Raw genomic sequence first — 14,156 nt, forward strand, 5'->3', positions numbered from 1 at the left:
CCCGGCATTGAAAGGCACCTAAGCAGACTGTGGCATTCCATCTGACCGAGAACCGGCGGCCTGCGCTGCCGGCTGGCCAGGTGAGTGTCGATGGAATATCTCAAGAACGCGCCGATCCGCCACAAGCTGTCGCGGCTTTTCGTGATCATTGCCGCGATGATCATGGCGGCCTTGGCGATGATCAGTGCCGGGCTGCACCAGATCAGCGCCAACGACGCTGAAATCACCGGCGACCACGTGCCGCAGGCGCTCCTGGCCAATGGCATGGACACCGCGATTGCCCAGATCGACGCCGATCTGCGCGCGCTCACCATGCCGTCATCCAGCCAGACGGCCGCCCGCTACACCGCGCGCATCGCCGAAAACCGCGCGATGATCGACAAGGCGGTGACCAGCCTCAAGGCTACCGACCTGGATGCCAACGAAGCCGGCTTTGTCGGCGATTTCGCCAAGGGCTGGACCAGCTATGCCACTGCGGCCGAACAGGTGCAGGCCCTGGCCGCCCAGGCCCACATGGCCGAAGCCCAGGGGTTGATCCAGCAAAACGAGGAACTGGCCCAGGGTATCGATTCCAGCCTCGACAAGCTGATCGACTATCAGCGGGGCCATATCACCCAGGCGACGACCGCGGCCAACCAGGCTTATTGGTTTTCGCTGATCACCGGGCTGGGCGCGCTCGCTGGGCTGATCGCGGTTCTGGTGTGGAGCTACCGCCTGCTCGAACGCCTGGTCGCCCGCCCGGTGGCGGAGGTGACCCAGGCCCTCACCCGGCTGGGCGCGGGAGACCGCACAGCGCAGGTCGATCACGCTGACAGCGCGGATGAACTCGGCGACCTGGCCCGTGCCTTTGGCGCACTGCGCGACCAACTCGCCACGGCTGACGCGGCCAAGGCGGCGCAGGTGGACCTGATCGTGCGCACGCTGGGCGTGGCCCTGGCCGACCTCAAGAGCGGCAACCTGGCGGCGCGGATCGAGGGCGGGCTCGAAGGCCCGTTTGCCCAGCTGCGCGACGATTTCAACACCATGGCGGCCGAACTGGGCAAAGTGATCGGCGCGGTGACCAGCGCGGCCGACAATGTGCGCACCGGATCGACCGAGATCCGCGCCGCGTCTGACGATCTTGCCCACCGTACCGAGGCCCAGGCGGCGCAATTGGAAACTGCCGCCACCGCCATGCGCAACGTGACCGCAATGGTGGACGACAGCGCGGCCAAGGCCGAAGCCGTGCGCCACACGATCGAGGAAACCGCCCTTGCTGCCAGCGACGGCGGCCAGGTGGTGACCGAAGCAGTGGCGGCCATGGATGGCATTGCCCGCTCGTCGCAAACGATCAACCAGATCATCGACCTGATCGATGGCATCGCCTTCCAGACCAACCTGCTGGCTCTCAACGCCGGGGTCGAGGCGGCGCGCGCTGGCGACGCGGGCAAAGGCTTTGCCGTGGTCGCCACCGAAGTGCGCGCCCTCGCCCGCCGCTCGGCCGACGCCGCGCGCGATATCAAGGGGCTGATCGGGGAAAGCACCGGCCAGGTCGCCGCCGGCGTCCAATTGGTGACCCGCACCGGCGAGGCGCTGGAGGCGATCATCGCCCGCATCGGCAACGTGCGCGGCCTTGTCGCAGGTATTGCCGAAGCCACCGCCGATCAATCCGACAGCGTGAAGAAGGTCTATGAAACCGTTGGCTCGCTCGACCGGATGACCCAGCAGAACGCCGCCATGGTCGAAGAAAGCACGGCCGCCGCCCGCACCCTGGCGAGCGAGGCCGACGCGCTGGGCAACCTGGTCGCCCGCTTCCGCGCGGGCAGCAGCGGCCCCGCACACCGCGCGCCAGCGGTTGTTGCCGTCCCTTCGGCGGGCCCTGCCCCCCTGCCGGCGCCCACGCCAGTGGCAGCACCGGCACCGCGCGCCCTGCCCGCCCCCGCCGCCATCCCCGCCCCGCGCAAGGTCAGCGTGGCAGGCGGCGGAGGCAGCGGTATGGAAGACTGGTCCGAGTTCTAGGATCAGCTTGAACGGCGCTTCCAATGTCGCCAAGTTCCTGATCTGCCGTGAATTGAGGCAGGCATAGTGGGGGGCGAGACATGAAGGCGGCGGCAGGCGTGCGGTTGATTGCAATGGGGTGGGCCTTGGCAGGGGCCGTGCCCGAGAGCCAGGCTGCCGAAGCCACGGCACCGGCCAAAGCGGGCCCGATCGTGGTCGATACCGCCGCTGCCTGGACACACGGCCCCACCGGCATCGTTTTGCCAGCAGCGATCGGGGCATTCACCCGCACGGAAGTATCGCAGAGCGATCATGGCCTGGCGGATGTTTCGATCCTTTATCAGGACAACGTCAGCCGCACCGCGCTGACCGTCTACGTCTTTCGCGCTGGTTGGCCGCAGGCGCCATTGTGGGCAGACCGATTGAGCCAGGTGATGGCGATGAGCGCGCAGCGCAACGGCGGCACGCTGGCAGGGCCGCCCAGCTTTGCCGCGTTTGCTCCCACAGGCCATGTAAATGCCAGCGCGCTGCGCGTGGTGCAGGCAGTGCAAGGCGGACAATGGCAGGCGACCGGGGCGGTGGTCATTCCTTACGGGCCGTGGCTGGTGACCATGCGGATGAGCTCTGCCACGCTCGACGCCAAGGCACTGGACGCCCAGTTGACTACAGCGGCCGCAGCCTTGCACGTGCCAGCCCCGGCCCAGCCGCTGCCTGCCGCCGTGCCGATTATCGCCTGCACCGATACGCTGACGCTCAAACCGGCCAAGCATGTCGGACCAAGCAAGAGCAGCAATTCGTTGATCGACGCGTTGCTCGGGGCTGCGCTGGCCCAATCGCAAGGCGCCGCAGACGAGGCGGAGGCCAAGGGCGACGCCACCAGCGAACCGCCGCCCTATGCCGCTACGCTTTGCCGCGATCCATCATCATCGATCGATCACGGCGTTTATCGAGCACCGGACGACAGGCAGCGCTACGTCATCGCGCTCGGCGACGCTGGTATCACCCTGGCGGTCGGCCCTAACACCTTGTCCGCGCTGCTCGACAAGCGACTGACCTATAGCGCCACATTGACAATGTTCGACAAGGTCATGGTCTATCCGGCCTATGCGAGCCTTCCGCCACCAGACCAGGCGATCGCCGCACTCGACCGCGAACATCCACAAAGCGAAACATCGGACGGCAAATCGATCACGATCCATCCGTGAACCTTGCGCACCACGCCCAACCGACGAGCTTGGGTAATTTCAGGCTCAGCCGTCAGCGTTGGGACCGCTGGCGCCGTCGCTGCCGCCGGCGTCATCGTTGCGCTTGCCACGGATGAAATCGAAGCGGATGCGCACCCAGGCGCCAACCTGGGGCGTGCCGTTGATGCGCGGCGGGCGGACCAGGAACTGCCAGGCGGCCTGGCGCAGCACGCGGGCCATGCCCGAACCGCGCGGGCTTTCGTCCAGTTCCTGGCAATCGTCGACATGGTAATCGGCAATCGTACGGCAGGCGATGATCGCCCACCGGCCCGAGGCTTGCCCCGGCCGCATATAGCCATCGATTTCCGCGTCGCGCGGCTCGCGATACCACTGCGCGTTATAAAGGCGCGAACCATCCGGCGCGGTGCCGGCCGTGCCGCCGCCGCCACCGCCGGCAGAGGCCTGCTGCGCCGCGCTGCCGGTGCCGGCGGGGCCGGTCATTTTGGAAATGTCCGACGCGGCAAAGTCTGATCGCTTCATCGGGATGAAGCCCTCGGGCCAGACCACCTTGTTGTCCGTCGGCACGACCACGCGCGGCGGGGTGGCGGCCGCCGGTGCCGTGGCCGCGGCATGGGTGGCCTGCTGGGCGGCCTTCTGCTGCTTGGGTGTGGGGTTTTCGCTCTTTTCGCCGGCCGCAGCGGACAGATTGACTGCGGTAAGCGTGCCGCCCTCGTGCTTGGCCGGTGGATCGTAGAGGCCCACGGAGAGAAGTGCCGCCAGCAACAGCAGCGACATGGCCAACGCCAGCACGAACGAGATGGAACGGCGGCGAGGGTCTGCGCCATAGCGCCCACCCCCTTCCGCAAGCAGCACGTCTTGCATCAAGGCTCCGTCACCGCAGGGTGCCCGTGCGCCGCGCATGCGCGCAGACACTCCTGCAAGCGGCCGCCCTATACCAAGGCTGCCAGTGACAAAACCCTCCGATTGCGTCCCACCCTTCGCCAGCCCCAGAAAAAAAGCAGTGCGCGGGAAAGGATAGCCACCTCAATCGCGCGGGCCAAGCTTTTCCAGTTCCACGCTGTCGAACATGGTGCGCACGGCGGGGCGCTGCTTGATCTGCTCGATCCAGCGCACCAGGTGCGGCGTATCCTCGCGGTTGACCAGCTCGGCAAACCCGAACTGCATGCCGTTGGCGATGGCGAAATTGCAGATATCCGCCAGCGTATATTGCCCCGGCACCAGCCATTCATGATCGCGCAGGTGATCGTCCAGGCGCCGCACCGAAAAGGCGATCTTGCGCATTTCCTCGTCCAGCAGGTCCTGCGGGAAGCCTTCGCGCGCGCGGCGCCATTTTACCTGTTGCTCGACCACGGGGATAGCCTTGACCTTGTCCTCGAACTCCTGGTCGGACAGGCCCCGCACCATCTTGCCGACATAGCGGTGCCAGCCGATGGTCGAGACGCACCAGCAGAAGTATTCGTCCACCCACTTGGTCCATACCCGCATCTGCGCGCGACCATAGCTGTCGGCCGGGCGCAGCGAAACTTGCGTGGGATATTCATCTTCCAGGTATTCGCAGATCACCGTGCTTTCGGTGATGACCTTGTCGCCATCGACCAGGGCGGGAACCTGCCCGCGCGGGTTGATGGCCTTGAACCAGTCGGAATGATGCTCGAACTTGGCCGGGTCGAGCCGATTGGCCTGGAACGGCAGCCCCTTTTCGAACAGGGTCAGCAAGGGCTTCATGGAATTGGCGGCGGGACCGAAACTGTAGAGCTTGAGCATGGAGCCTGTTATCCTCGGGCCTGGTATCCTCTCCCGGGCTGCGGCCCGGTCTTGTCCACGCAGCCTAACGATTGTTTGCAAACCTAACAATACCCGATCGGAGAATTCGCATGAGCTTTACCGGACACTGTGCCTGCCGGGCGGTGAGCGCCACCATTTCTGCGCACGAGCCGGTGGCCGTGCGCCAGTGCTGGTGCCGGCAGTGCCAGCAGGCAGCTGCCGGCGGCTGCACCAACAATGCGGTGTTCCCGGCCGAGGCCGTTGCCATCGCGGGAACCCTGGGATCGTTTTCCTATGTGGCGCCGTCGGGGAACACGCTCACCCAGTTTTTCTGCCCGGCCTGCGGCACCGGGGTCATGGCCCAGTCATCGGGCCGCATGCATCTGCGCACGGTGCGCCTGGGCTTTCTCGATCCCGGCCATGGCCTGGAACCCGATGCGGTGATCTGGACCGACGATGCGCCGGCCTGGGCACAGATCGACCAGCGCGCCACCAGCTATGCCGGGCAGCCGCCCGCGCCCGGCCAAACGCCTGTGCCGGCTCAATAAAGCAGGAAGGGCGCGCGTTCCTCGATCCAGCTGGCCTCGTCCGGGTTGGCCACGGCATCGAGGTCGCCGGCCTGCGCGGCGCGATCGTCCACCCATGCGCGCAAGGCCGGGCCGCCGTTGATCACGTCGATCGCCAGCTTGTCGAGCACGTATTCATAGGGGAAATCGCGCCACAGCGGATAATCGGGTGTGAGGTTGCGGATGGCCTTGAACGCCAGCGCCTGAAGCCGCCAGGGGCGGAACGCGGCGTGATCGTAAAACTGCCCTTCGGGATGCAGCATCAGGCCATGACAGAGGCGGCCGACGTGCTTGTGAAACGTCGGCTCGAACCAGCATTCGCGGATCGCGGTGCCGGCCAGCCAGTGCGGCGCCAGCCGGGCCATTTCCGCCTTGACCGCCAAGGCATCGACATCAGGCGCGCCGAACAGCACTTCGAGCGGGCGGGTGGTGCCGCGCCCTTCGGACAGGGTGGTGCCTTCGAGCATCACGGTGCCGGCATAGGCGCGCGCCATGGCCAGGCTTGCCGCATTGGGGCTCGGGTTGATCCAGATGCGGTCCTGCGGCCATCCCATGCCCGGTGCGGCGTCGGGCTGCCAACCTGCCATGGTGATGACGCGGTAATCCACATCAAGGTTGTAGTGCGCGATGAACCAGCGGCCCATTTCGCCCAGCGTCATCCCATGGCGCATCGGCATCGGCCCGGCGCCGACAAAGCTCTCCCAGCCCGGCACCAGCCGCGTGCCTTCGACCGGGCGCCCGGCCGGGTTGGGCCGATCGAGCACCCACACCGCCTTGCCGGTGCCGTGGCAGGCTTCCAGCAGATAGAGCAGCGTGGTCACGAACGTGTAGATGCGGCAGCCCAGATCCTGCAGATCGAACAGAAAGACATCGGCCGTATCGATCATCGCGGGCGTCGGCCGGCGCACTTCGCCATAGAGGCTGAACACCGGAATGCCCAAGGCCGGATCGCGATAGTCCGGCGATTCGACCATGTTGTCCTGCTTGTCGCCTTTGAGGCCATGCTGCGGCCCGAACGCGGCGCTTAGCGTCACGTTCGGGCATGCGGCCAGCGCATCGAGCGCGTGGACCAGGCCATCGGTAAGCGAGGCGGGATGGGCCACCAGGGCCACGCGGCGGCCGGCGAGCGGCGCACGCAGCGCAGGCTCGGCCAGCAGGCGATCAAGTCCGGTCTTCATGGCGCGTGGGGTGCCTCAACCCGCGCGGCGAAGCAAGCCGCATGGTGGAAATCGGGTTTGCCGCGCGGATGGGCCAGCGCCCAATAGGATTTGACCCCACCCGCCTCTTCCAGAACCGCGCTGAGCCCCATGCGCCAGGGCAGCGGCGGCAGGCCAGCAACGGGCAGCGCCGCGTCGAAAATCAGCACATCCTGCCCACGGCGCGGCGTGATCACCGGCTCGCGCGGGATCGGGCGCGGCGCCATACCCTCGCGATAGCCATCGAAATCATATGCCGCCCAGCGTTCCGAAGCGGCAAAGTTGAATTCGGCATAGGCGCCGCCGGCGGCCGGATCGTCCTCGCCCAGAAACAGCTCGAAACAGGTCGACTGCCACAGCCCATCGGTGCGCGCGCGGCCGGAAAACGGCGGGACGACCAGGGCCGAGGTGCCCTCCACCCGCCAGCGCAGGCACAGCCAGTGATGGTCCATCGAAATGATGCGCGCCGCAACCTGCCGCACGGCCAGCGCCGGGTGATCGGGATGGGCAACAAGCAGCGCCGGTTCCAAGGCACGTCCTTTCATGCTAGGCGCCCCGCTCCACATCGAGGCAACCATGACCGAATACAAGTCCGACCTGCTGCGCCTGCTGTCCGAGCGGGGCCATATCCACCAGTTGACCGATGCGCAGGGCCTGGATGCCCTGGCGGCCAAGGAAATCGTGGTGGGCTATAATGGCTATGACGCCACCGCGCCATCGCTCCATGTCGGCAACCTCGCCTCTGTCATGCTGCTGCGCCGCCTGCAACAGGCTGGGCACAAGCCGATCGCGCTGATGGGCGGCGGCACCACCAAGATCGGCGATCCTTCGGGCAAGGACACCAGCCGGCAGATGCTGACCGAAGAGATCATCGCCAGCAACATCGCCGGCATCCGCAAGGTGTTCGACCGCCTGCTGACGTTCGACGACAGCGCCACCGGGGCCACGCTGGTCAACAACGACGAATGGCTGTCGCAGCTGGGCTATATCGAGCTGCTGCGTGACGTGGGGCCGCACTTCACGGTCAACCGCATGCTGACGTTCGATTCGGTCAAGCTGCGCCTGGATCGCGAACAGCCGCTGACGTTCCTGGAATTCAACTACATGATTCTCCAGGCTTACGACTTCCGCGAGCTGGCGCTGCGCCATGGCTGTCGCCTGCAGTTCGGCGGGTCTGACCAGTGGGGCAACATCGTTAATGGCATCGAATTGACCCGGCGCATGAATGGGATCGAGGTGTTCGGTGCCACCACGCCGCTGCTGACCACCGCCGATGGCGCCAAGATGGGCAAGTCGGTCAACGGCGCGGTCTGGCTGAACGAGGAACAGCTGCCCAACTACGATTTCTGGCAGTTCTGGCGCAATACCGACGATCGCGACGTGGGCCGCTTCCTGCGCATCTTCACCGACGTTCCGCTCGACGAGATTGCCCGCCTGGAAGCGCTGCAAGGCAGTGAGATCAACGCCGCCAAGACGGTGCTGGCCAACGAGGTGACGGCGCTGATCCGTGGGCGCGAGGCTGCCGAGGCTGCCGAGGCAACCGCCAAGGCCACGTTTGCCGGTGGTGGCCTGGGCCAGAACCTGCCGACGCTGGAAGTGGGCGAGCCGACGATCAGCGTGGTCGAGGCGCTGATCGGGCTGGGCTTTGCCTCCAGCCGGGGCGAGGCCAAGCGCCTGATCGCCGGTGGCGGCGCCCGGCTGGATGGCGAAGCGATCACCGATGATGCCGCAGTTATCGCGGTTTCGGCCGAGCGTCGGCTGTCTTCCGGCAAGAAGAAGCACGGCATAATCAAGCCCGCTTAACGACTTGCCGTTGCAGGGCGGCGGCAGGCCGCTGCCGCCCGTTAACCAAATCTAAGTCAATCTGGATGTATTTTTCCCGCCTGTAATCCCTCATACCGGCAGGAGAAGCCATGTCCGGCGGCGCGCAGCTTTCAGTGACCGACCTGCGCCGGTCTACCCGCCACCCCGTTCACCTGCCGGTGATCGGGGAGCATCGCCGCCTGGGCGACGTGATGCTGAACATCGTCAATATTTCCACGACCGGCTTCATGGTGCGCGACACGCTCGACCTTGGCCGGGGTGAGCGGGTGACCATCCGCCTGCCCCAGATCGGCCGGATCGAGGCGTTTCTGGTGTGGAGCGATGAAAGCCGTGCTGGCTTCCAGTTCGAGCGGATCGTGCGGCACGATGATTTTGCCAAGATGATCAAGCAGCTCCAGCCCAACACCCGCCTGCGCGGCAAGGGTTGATCGGGCGCGGGCTGATCGGGCGCCGGCTGATCGGGGCCCGACGCGATTGGCGCGGATCATGATTTTCTGAAACGACGACAAACAATTGTTGGCTTGGCAAAGCCCTGGGCCGCTGCCACAGACCAAGCCGTGACCGACACCCCCGCCCCGGCGCCCGATAGCCCTTCATCACCGTTCCAGATTGCCGATTTCCGGCGGTTCTGGGTGGCACGCCTGTTTTCCGTCCTGGCCACGTCCGGCATGGTCGTGGTGCTGGGGTACCAGCTTTATGACGTCGCGCGCGGCCAATATGGCATGGGCATCAAGGAAGCGGCGTTTCAGCTTGGCCTGATGGGGCTGGTGCAGTTCCTGCCGCAGTTCGTGCTTACGCCCGTCGCCGGCGTCGTCGCCGATCGGTTCGACCGGCGGGTGATCGCCGGGCTGACCATGGTACTCGACGCGCTGATCGCGCTGGTGCTGACGATCGCCACCGCCAGTGGCACGCTGTCTCTGCCGCTGCTGTTTGCCATGGCCGCAGCGCATGGCACCAGCCGCGTGTTCATCGGCCCGGCCCTGTCATCGATCGCGCCCAACATCGTGCCGGCCAAGCTCATGCCGCGGGCGGTAGCGATCAATTCCATGGCGTGGCAGATCGGCTCGATGGGCGGGCCAGCGCTGGCCGGCGTGCTCTTCGCCTTCTCTCCTGCCTTGCCCTATGGCGTTTCGGTGGCGCTGCTGGCCTTGGCCGCATTCGGCGCATTCGGCATTCGCCGCCTGCCCCCGCCAGCGGAAAATCGCCGTACGCATCCGTTTCGGCAGGTCGCCGATGGCTTTCGCTTCGTGGCGCACGATCGGTTTCTGCTGGGCTGTATCACGCTCGATCTTTTTGCCGTGCTATTGGGCGGCGCAACCGCGCTGCTGCCGGTCTATGCCCGCGACATCCTGACGTTCGATGGCCATTCCGTGGGTTCCTATGGCCTGGGCGTGATGCGGGCCATGCCTGGGCTCGGTGCGGCGCTGGTCGCGGCATTCCTGGCGCGGCGCCCGGTCGAGCGCGAGGTCGGCGCCAAGATGCTGCTGGCGGTCGCCGCCTTTGGCGTGGCGACAATCGGCTTTGGCCTGTCGCGCAATCTGTTCCTGTCGCTGGCGATGCTGGTGCTGATCGGCGCGGCGGACATGGTTTCGGTCTATATCCGCACCACCTTGGTGCAATTGCACACGCCAGACACCGTGCGCGGCCGCGTCTCGGCCATCTCGGGCCTGGCGATTTCCTGCTCCAACGAACTGGGTGACATGCAATCGGGCGTGGCTGCGGCCCTGCTTGGCGCAACCGGGGCGGTTGTGTTTGGCGGGGTGGGTGCGATAGTCGTTACTCTGGCCTGGGCGATCGGCTTTCCCGAATTGCGCCGCGCCCGGACCTTTGCTGCAAAATACCAATCCTGACCCGCTCAACACCAAGGAGCACACGCGACATGAAAGCGGATTCCATTCTCGCCACGATCGGCAACACGCCGCATGTTCGCCTGTCCCGCCTGTTTCCCGACCACGAGGTATGGGTGAAGAGCGAGCGCACCAATCCAGGTGGCTCGATCAAGGACAGGATCGCATTGGCCATGATCGAGGCGGCCGAAGCCGACGGCAGCCTCAAGCCCGGCGGCACCATCGTGGAGCCGACCTCGGGCAATACCGGCATTGGCCTCGCCATGGTGGCGGCGGTCAAGGGCTACAAGCTCGTGCTCGTCATGCCCGAATCGATGTCGATCGAGCGGCGCCGGCTGATGCTTGCCTATGGGGCCACGTTCGATCTGACGCCGCGCGAAAAGGGCATGAAGGGCGCGATCGAGCGCGCCAAGGAACTGGTGGCCGAAACGCCGGGCGCCTGGATGCCCCAGCAGTTCGACAATCCCGCCAACGTGGCCGTGCACGTGCGCACCACCGCGCAAGAAATCCTGGCCGATTTCGCAGATAGCCCGATCGACGTGCTGATCACCGGGGTTGGCACCGGTGGCCACCTCACTGGTTGCGCCGAGGAACTCAAGAAGCACTGGCCCGATTTCAAGGCCTATGCCGTGGAACCGACGCTCTCGCCGGTCATTTCCGGGGGGCAGCCCGCGCCGCACCCGATCCAGGGCATCGGCGCCGGGTTCATTCCGGGCAACCTGCACACCCAGGCAATCGACGGCGCGATCCAGGTCGATCCGGCTGATGCCAAGGAATGGGCCCGCCGCTCGGCGCGTGAGGAAGGCCTTCTGGTCGGCATCTCCTCGGGCGCGACGCTGGCCGCCATCGCCGCCAAGCTGCGCGAACTGCCCGCCGGCAGCCGCGTGCTCGGCTTCAACTATGACACCGGCGAGCGCTACCTCTCGGTGCCCGATTTTCTTCCGGAGTAACCAGCCTTGAGCCTTGAACGCATCGATTATGCGCATGGTGACGTGGCGCTGACGGGGTGGCTTGCCCGCCCCGAAGGCACCCCGCGCGGCGCGATCCTGATCCTGCCCACCATCGCCAACGTCAACGCCGGAATGGAACAGCGTGCGCGCATGCTGGCCGATCAAGGCTTTGTTGCCATGGTCGCCGATTTCTATGGCGAGCCGGTGGAAAGCTTTGAAGCGTCGTTCCCGCTGGGCAATGCCCTGCGTGCCGATGTCGATCACTACCGCGCCCGCATCACCGCCGGGCTCGACGCGCTGGCCAAGGCGGCGCCGGGGCTGACGCTGTCGGCGATCGGCTATTGCATGGGCGGCCAGGCGGCGCTGGAACTGGCGCGCATGGGCGCACCGATCGTGCTGGCGGCCAGCTTCCACGGCCTGCTCACCTCTGATCGCCCGGCCACGGCGGAAACCCCGATCAAGCCGCGCCTGCTGATCTGCCACGGCGATGCCGATCCGCTCGTCCCGCGCGAGCAGGTACTGGATTTCTGGAAGGAAATGGATGCCGCCAGCGGCAACTGGCACTTCCATGCCTATGCCGGGGTCAAGCACGGGTTCACCGATCCCGATAGCGAGGCGCGCGGCAAGGATTTCCTCGGCTACAACGCCAGCGCCGACCGCCAATCTTGGCTGGCGCTGACCGCGCTGCTCGACGAAATCTATAGCTGATACCCATCCGCCGCGGGGCGGTGGCCGGGCCGATCAGGCTGGGCCGCCGCCCTCGGCACCTTCCAGTTGCTGCACTTGCGCGACGAAGCCTTCCAGCTCGGCAATCGTGCTGGCGATATCGGCCTGCTGGCGCACCAGAGCGGCGATGCGTTCGCGGCACTTGGCGATCGTCACCTTGCGCTGCTGCGCGCGACCATCGCCCAGATCGTAGAGATCGATCATCTCGCGAATGTCAGCCAGGCTGAAACCGACGTTTTTGGCGCGCATGATCCATGCCAGCCGCGCGCGATCACGCCGGGAATAGATCCGCGCCGTACCGTGCCGCGTCGGCGAAATCAGGCCCTCGTCCTCGTAGAACCGCAGCGCCCGCGCGGTTACGCCGAATTCGGCCGACAGGTCGGTGATGGTGAACTGGTCGCGGGCCAGGGCATCGGGCCGGTCGAGATGGCCGGTGTGGGAAGAGGCGGGCACGGTGTCCATGCCCGCCACGATACCGCGCAGCTTACGTAAACGTCAAACCTCAATCCGCTCCAGCGTCCCTTGCGGGGTAATCCGGCGATAGAAGCAGCTTTGCGCCAGGGTGTGGCAGGCTGGGCCAGCCGGCTCGACCCGCAGTTCGAGCGCATCCTGGTCACAGTCCACGCGGATTTCGAGCACCTTGAGCACGTGGCCCGAGGTTTCGCCTTTCATCCACTGCTTCTGGCGCGAGCGCGACCAGAAGTGCGCCAGGCCGGTTTCGCGCGTGCGGGTGATCGCCTCGGCATCCATGTGCGCCAGCATCAGCAACTGCCCGGTGCGGTGATCGATCGCCACGGCGGTGACCAGGCCGTGAGAATCGAAGCGCGGCATGAAGGCGGTGCCCTGTTCGCGCTGTAGCGAATCGTTATCGACCGACACGGTAGGTAATTCCCTTCTGCAAACGGGCTGCCACAGCATACATTGTTGCACGATAACCACATGGCCTGGGCAAAATCGGCGGCATACGCATGTCCCCCTTCCTTCCGGCGGCGCAATCGTCAAGAAAGAACGTGCGGTTTGAGGGAACCGCGATCTGAACCGCCGAAAGGCGGCGCGGCAAGCGCCAAAGTTCAGGGACACGCGAGGGACCGGGGGGCTGGTTCGACCTTCTGACTAGGAAGGCGCAGCCATCTGGAGATATTGAGCGACGGGGTTACGGTCAGGGCCGAGAGGGAGCCCCGTCAATCACAAGGTTTCGTCACGAAACGCCCGGGCCGCAAGGTTCCGGGCGTTTTCGGTTTGATGCCGCTTGCATCGCGCCTGTCGCCCGCGAATCAACTCTCCTTTTTCACCCCCGCCCCTCGGCCTCGCGCAGCACGCGGGCAAAGCAGGCGATCTTGACCTTGGCCGCGCCGGCGCGGCGCAGCGCCCGCACGCAGGCATCGCTGGTGGCGCCGCTGGTTAGGACATCATCGACCAGCAGTACCTGCGCACCGCGCAAAGACGCGGCGTGGCGCGGATGAGGCGCGATGGCGCCCGCCAGCGCCTGCGCGCGCGCCTTGGCACCCAAACCGCCGAGCGAAGGCGTGCGCTTGCGCCGCACCAGCGCATCGACCAGCAGGCGCTGCCCGATCGCCCGCGCAATCTGCGTTGCCAGCAACGCTGACTGATTATAGCCGCGCTGCCACAGCCGCCAGCGGTGCAGCGGCACCGGCACGATCAGCCATTCCCCGTCGAGTGGCGGCAGCCGCGCCACCATCAGGCGTGCCATCAGCCCGGCAAGGCCCACCTTGCGGCCATGCTTGAATCGCAGCACCAGGGTGCGTGTGGCATCGCCATAGAGCGTGGCGGCAGCAATCCCATCATGCCGTGGCGGCTGCGCCATGCAGGGGGCGCACAGCGCTGTCTCGTCACGCGCCAGGCTGGTTTCCAGGGGGCGCTGGCACAAGTGGCAGCTCGGCTCCCCGGGAATTTCCAGGTTGGCCCAGCACGCGGCGCACAGCCCGCCATGCGTGGCCAGGGTTTCCCCGCACAGCGGGCAGCGCGGCGGAAACAGCAGGTCAACGACCGGGGCAAGAAACGCGGGGCGCACCATCGCCGACCATGCTTCCACCAGCGCAAGAGGCTTGGCAAGCGCGCAGCTTGCGGGCAGGCAGCACGG

The 14,156-nt window shown here is 66.2% G+C and carries 15 protein-coding genes; 8 read left to right on the plus strand and 7 right to left on the minus strand.

What is annotated here, in order from left to right:
• Positions 1–90 precede the first annotated feature (90 nt).
• Positions 91–1,998, plus strand: coding sequence for a methyl-accepting chemotaxis protein (locus FHW97_RS11150; protein ID WP_171799015.1), 1,908 nt, complete (start codon positions 91–93; stop codon positions 1,996–1,998).
• 137 nt (positions 1,999–2,135) lie between these two features.
• Positions 2,136–3,182 carry a hypothetical protein gene (locus FHW97_RS11155; protein WP_158441949.1) on the plus strand — a complete coding sequence of 349 codons (1,047 nt, stop codon included), beginning with the start codon at positions 2,136–2,138 and terminating at the stop codon, positions 3,180–3,182.
• A 45-nt stretch (positions 3,183–3,227) separates the two neighbouring features.
• Here the strand turns inward: FHW97_RS11155 and FHW97_RS11160 are convergent, their stop codons facing one another.
• Positions 3,228–4,043 carry a hypothetical protein gene (locus FHW97_RS11160; protein WP_171799016.1) on the minus strand — a complete coding sequence of 272 codons (816 nt, stop codon included), beginning with the start codon at positions 4,041–4,043 and terminating at the stop codon, positions 3,228–3,230.
• A 162-nt stretch (positions 4,044–4,205) separates the two neighbouring features.
• Entirely contained in the window at positions 4,206–4,946 is a 741-nt protein-coding gene (locus tag FHW97_RS11165) for a glutathione S-transferase family protein (protein ID WP_171799017.1), read from the minus strand.
• 110 nt (positions 4,947–5,056) lie between these two features.
• Between FHW97_RS11165 and FHW97_RS11170 the strand changes: the two genes are divergently transcribed.
• The gene (locus FHW97_RS11170) at positions 5,057–5,494 is read left to right on the plus strand and encodes a GFA family protein (RefSeq protein WP_171799018.1); all 438 of its coding nucleotides are present in this window, start codon (positions 5,057–5,059) and stop codon (positions 5,492–5,494) included.
• Here FHW97_RS11170 and FHW97_RS11175 read toward each other — a convergent pair.
• Both FHW97_RS11175 and FHW97_RS11180 read right to left on the minus strand, forming a co-directional pair.
• Positions 5,488–6,690, minus strand: a complete 1,203-nt coding sequence (locus FHW97_RS11175) for an exo-beta-N-acetylmuramidase NamZ domain-containing protein (protein WP_171799019.1) — start codon at positions 6,688–6,690, stop codon at positions 5,488–5,490. The two genes, FHW97_RS11170 and FHW97_RS11175, sit on opposite strands and share 7 nt — an antisense overlap.
• On the minus strand, positions 6,687–7,253 hold the full coding sequence (locus FHW97_RS11180) for a DOMON-like domain-containing protein (RefSeq protein WP_253941747.1): 567 nt from the start codon (positions 7,251–7,253) through the stop codon (positions 6,687–6,689). The genes FHW97_RS11175 and FHW97_RS11180 overlap by 4 nt, the downstream gene beginning before the upstream one ends.
• Positions 7,254–7,284: 31 nt before the next feature.
• Between FHW97_RS11180 and tyrS the strand changes: the two genes are divergently transcribed.
• The 5 genes from tyrS to FHW97_RS11205 all read left to right on the plus strand — a co-directional run bounded on the left by tyrS (position 7,285) and on the right by FHW97_RS11205 (position 12,037).
• Positions 7,285–8,511 (plus strand): tyrosine--tRNA ligase, encoded by a 1,227-nt coding sequence (tyrS, locus tag FHW97_RS11185; protein WP_171799215.1) that lies wholly within the window; start codon positions 7,285–7,287, stop codon positions 8,509–8,511.
• A 110-nt stretch (positions 8,512–8,621) separates the two neighbouring features.
• On the plus strand, positions 8,622–8,960 hold the full coding sequence (locus FHW97_RS11190) for a PilZ domain-containing protein (RefSeq protein WP_022675765.1): 339 nt from the start codon (positions 8,622–8,624) through the stop codon (positions 8,958–8,960).
• Positions 8,961–9,089: 129 nt separating this feature from the next.
• Positions 9,090–10,382 carry an MFS transporter gene (locus FHW97_RS11195; protein WP_028657730.1) on the plus strand — a complete coding sequence of 431 codons (1,293 nt, stop codon included), beginning with the start codon at positions 9,090–9,092 and terminating at the stop codon, positions 10,380–10,382.
• Positions 10,383–10,411: 29 nt separating this feature from the next.
• Positions 10,412–11,329 (plus strand): cysteine synthase A, encoded by a 918-nt coding sequence (gene cysK, locus FHW97_RS11200; protein WP_022675767.1) that lies wholly within the window; start codon positions 10,412–10,414, stop codon positions 11,327–11,329.
• A 6-nt stretch (positions 11,330–11,335) separates the two neighbouring features.
• Positions 11,336–12,037 carry a dienelactone hydrolase family protein gene (locus tag FHW97_RS11205; protein ID WP_022675768.1) on the plus strand — a complete coding sequence of 234 codons (702 nt, stop codon included), beginning with the start codon at positions 11,336–11,338 and terminating at the stop codon, positions 12,035–12,037.
• A 33-nt stretch (positions 12,038–12,070) separates the two neighbouring features.
• Here the strand turns inward: FHW97_RS11205 and FHW97_RS11210 are convergent, their stop codons facing one another.
• The 3 genes from FHW97_RS11210 to FHW97_RS11220 form a co-directional block, all read right to left on the minus strand.
• On the minus strand, positions 12,071–12,517 hold the full coding sequence (locus FHW97_RS11210; RefSeq protein ID WP_022675769.1) for a MerR family DNA-binding transcriptional regulator: 447 nt from the start codon (positions 12,515–12,517) through the stop codon (positions 12,071–12,073).
• A gap of 33 nt (positions 12,518–12,550) precedes the next feature.
• Positions 12,551–12,886 (minus strand): phosphoribosyl-AMP cyclohydrolase, encoded by a 336-nt coding sequence (hisI, locus tag FHW97_RS11215; protein ID WP_062782959.1) that lies wholly within the window; start codon positions 12,884–12,886, stop codon positions 12,551–12,553.
• 457 nt (positions 12,887–13,343) lie between these two features.
• Positions 13,344–14,090: a ComF family protein gene (locus FHW97_RS11220; RefSeq protein ID WP_171799216.1), complete on the minus strand. Its 747-nt coding sequence runs from the start codon at positions 14,088–14,090 to the stop codon at positions 13,344–13,346.
• Positions 14,091–14,156: the final 66 nt, after the last annotated feature.

The organism is Novosphingobium sp. SG754 (assembly GCF_013149315.1).
Taxonomy (GTDB): Bacteria; Pseudomonadota; Alphaproteobacteria; order Sphingomonadales; family Sphingomonadaceae; genus Novosphingobium; species Novosphingobium capsulatum.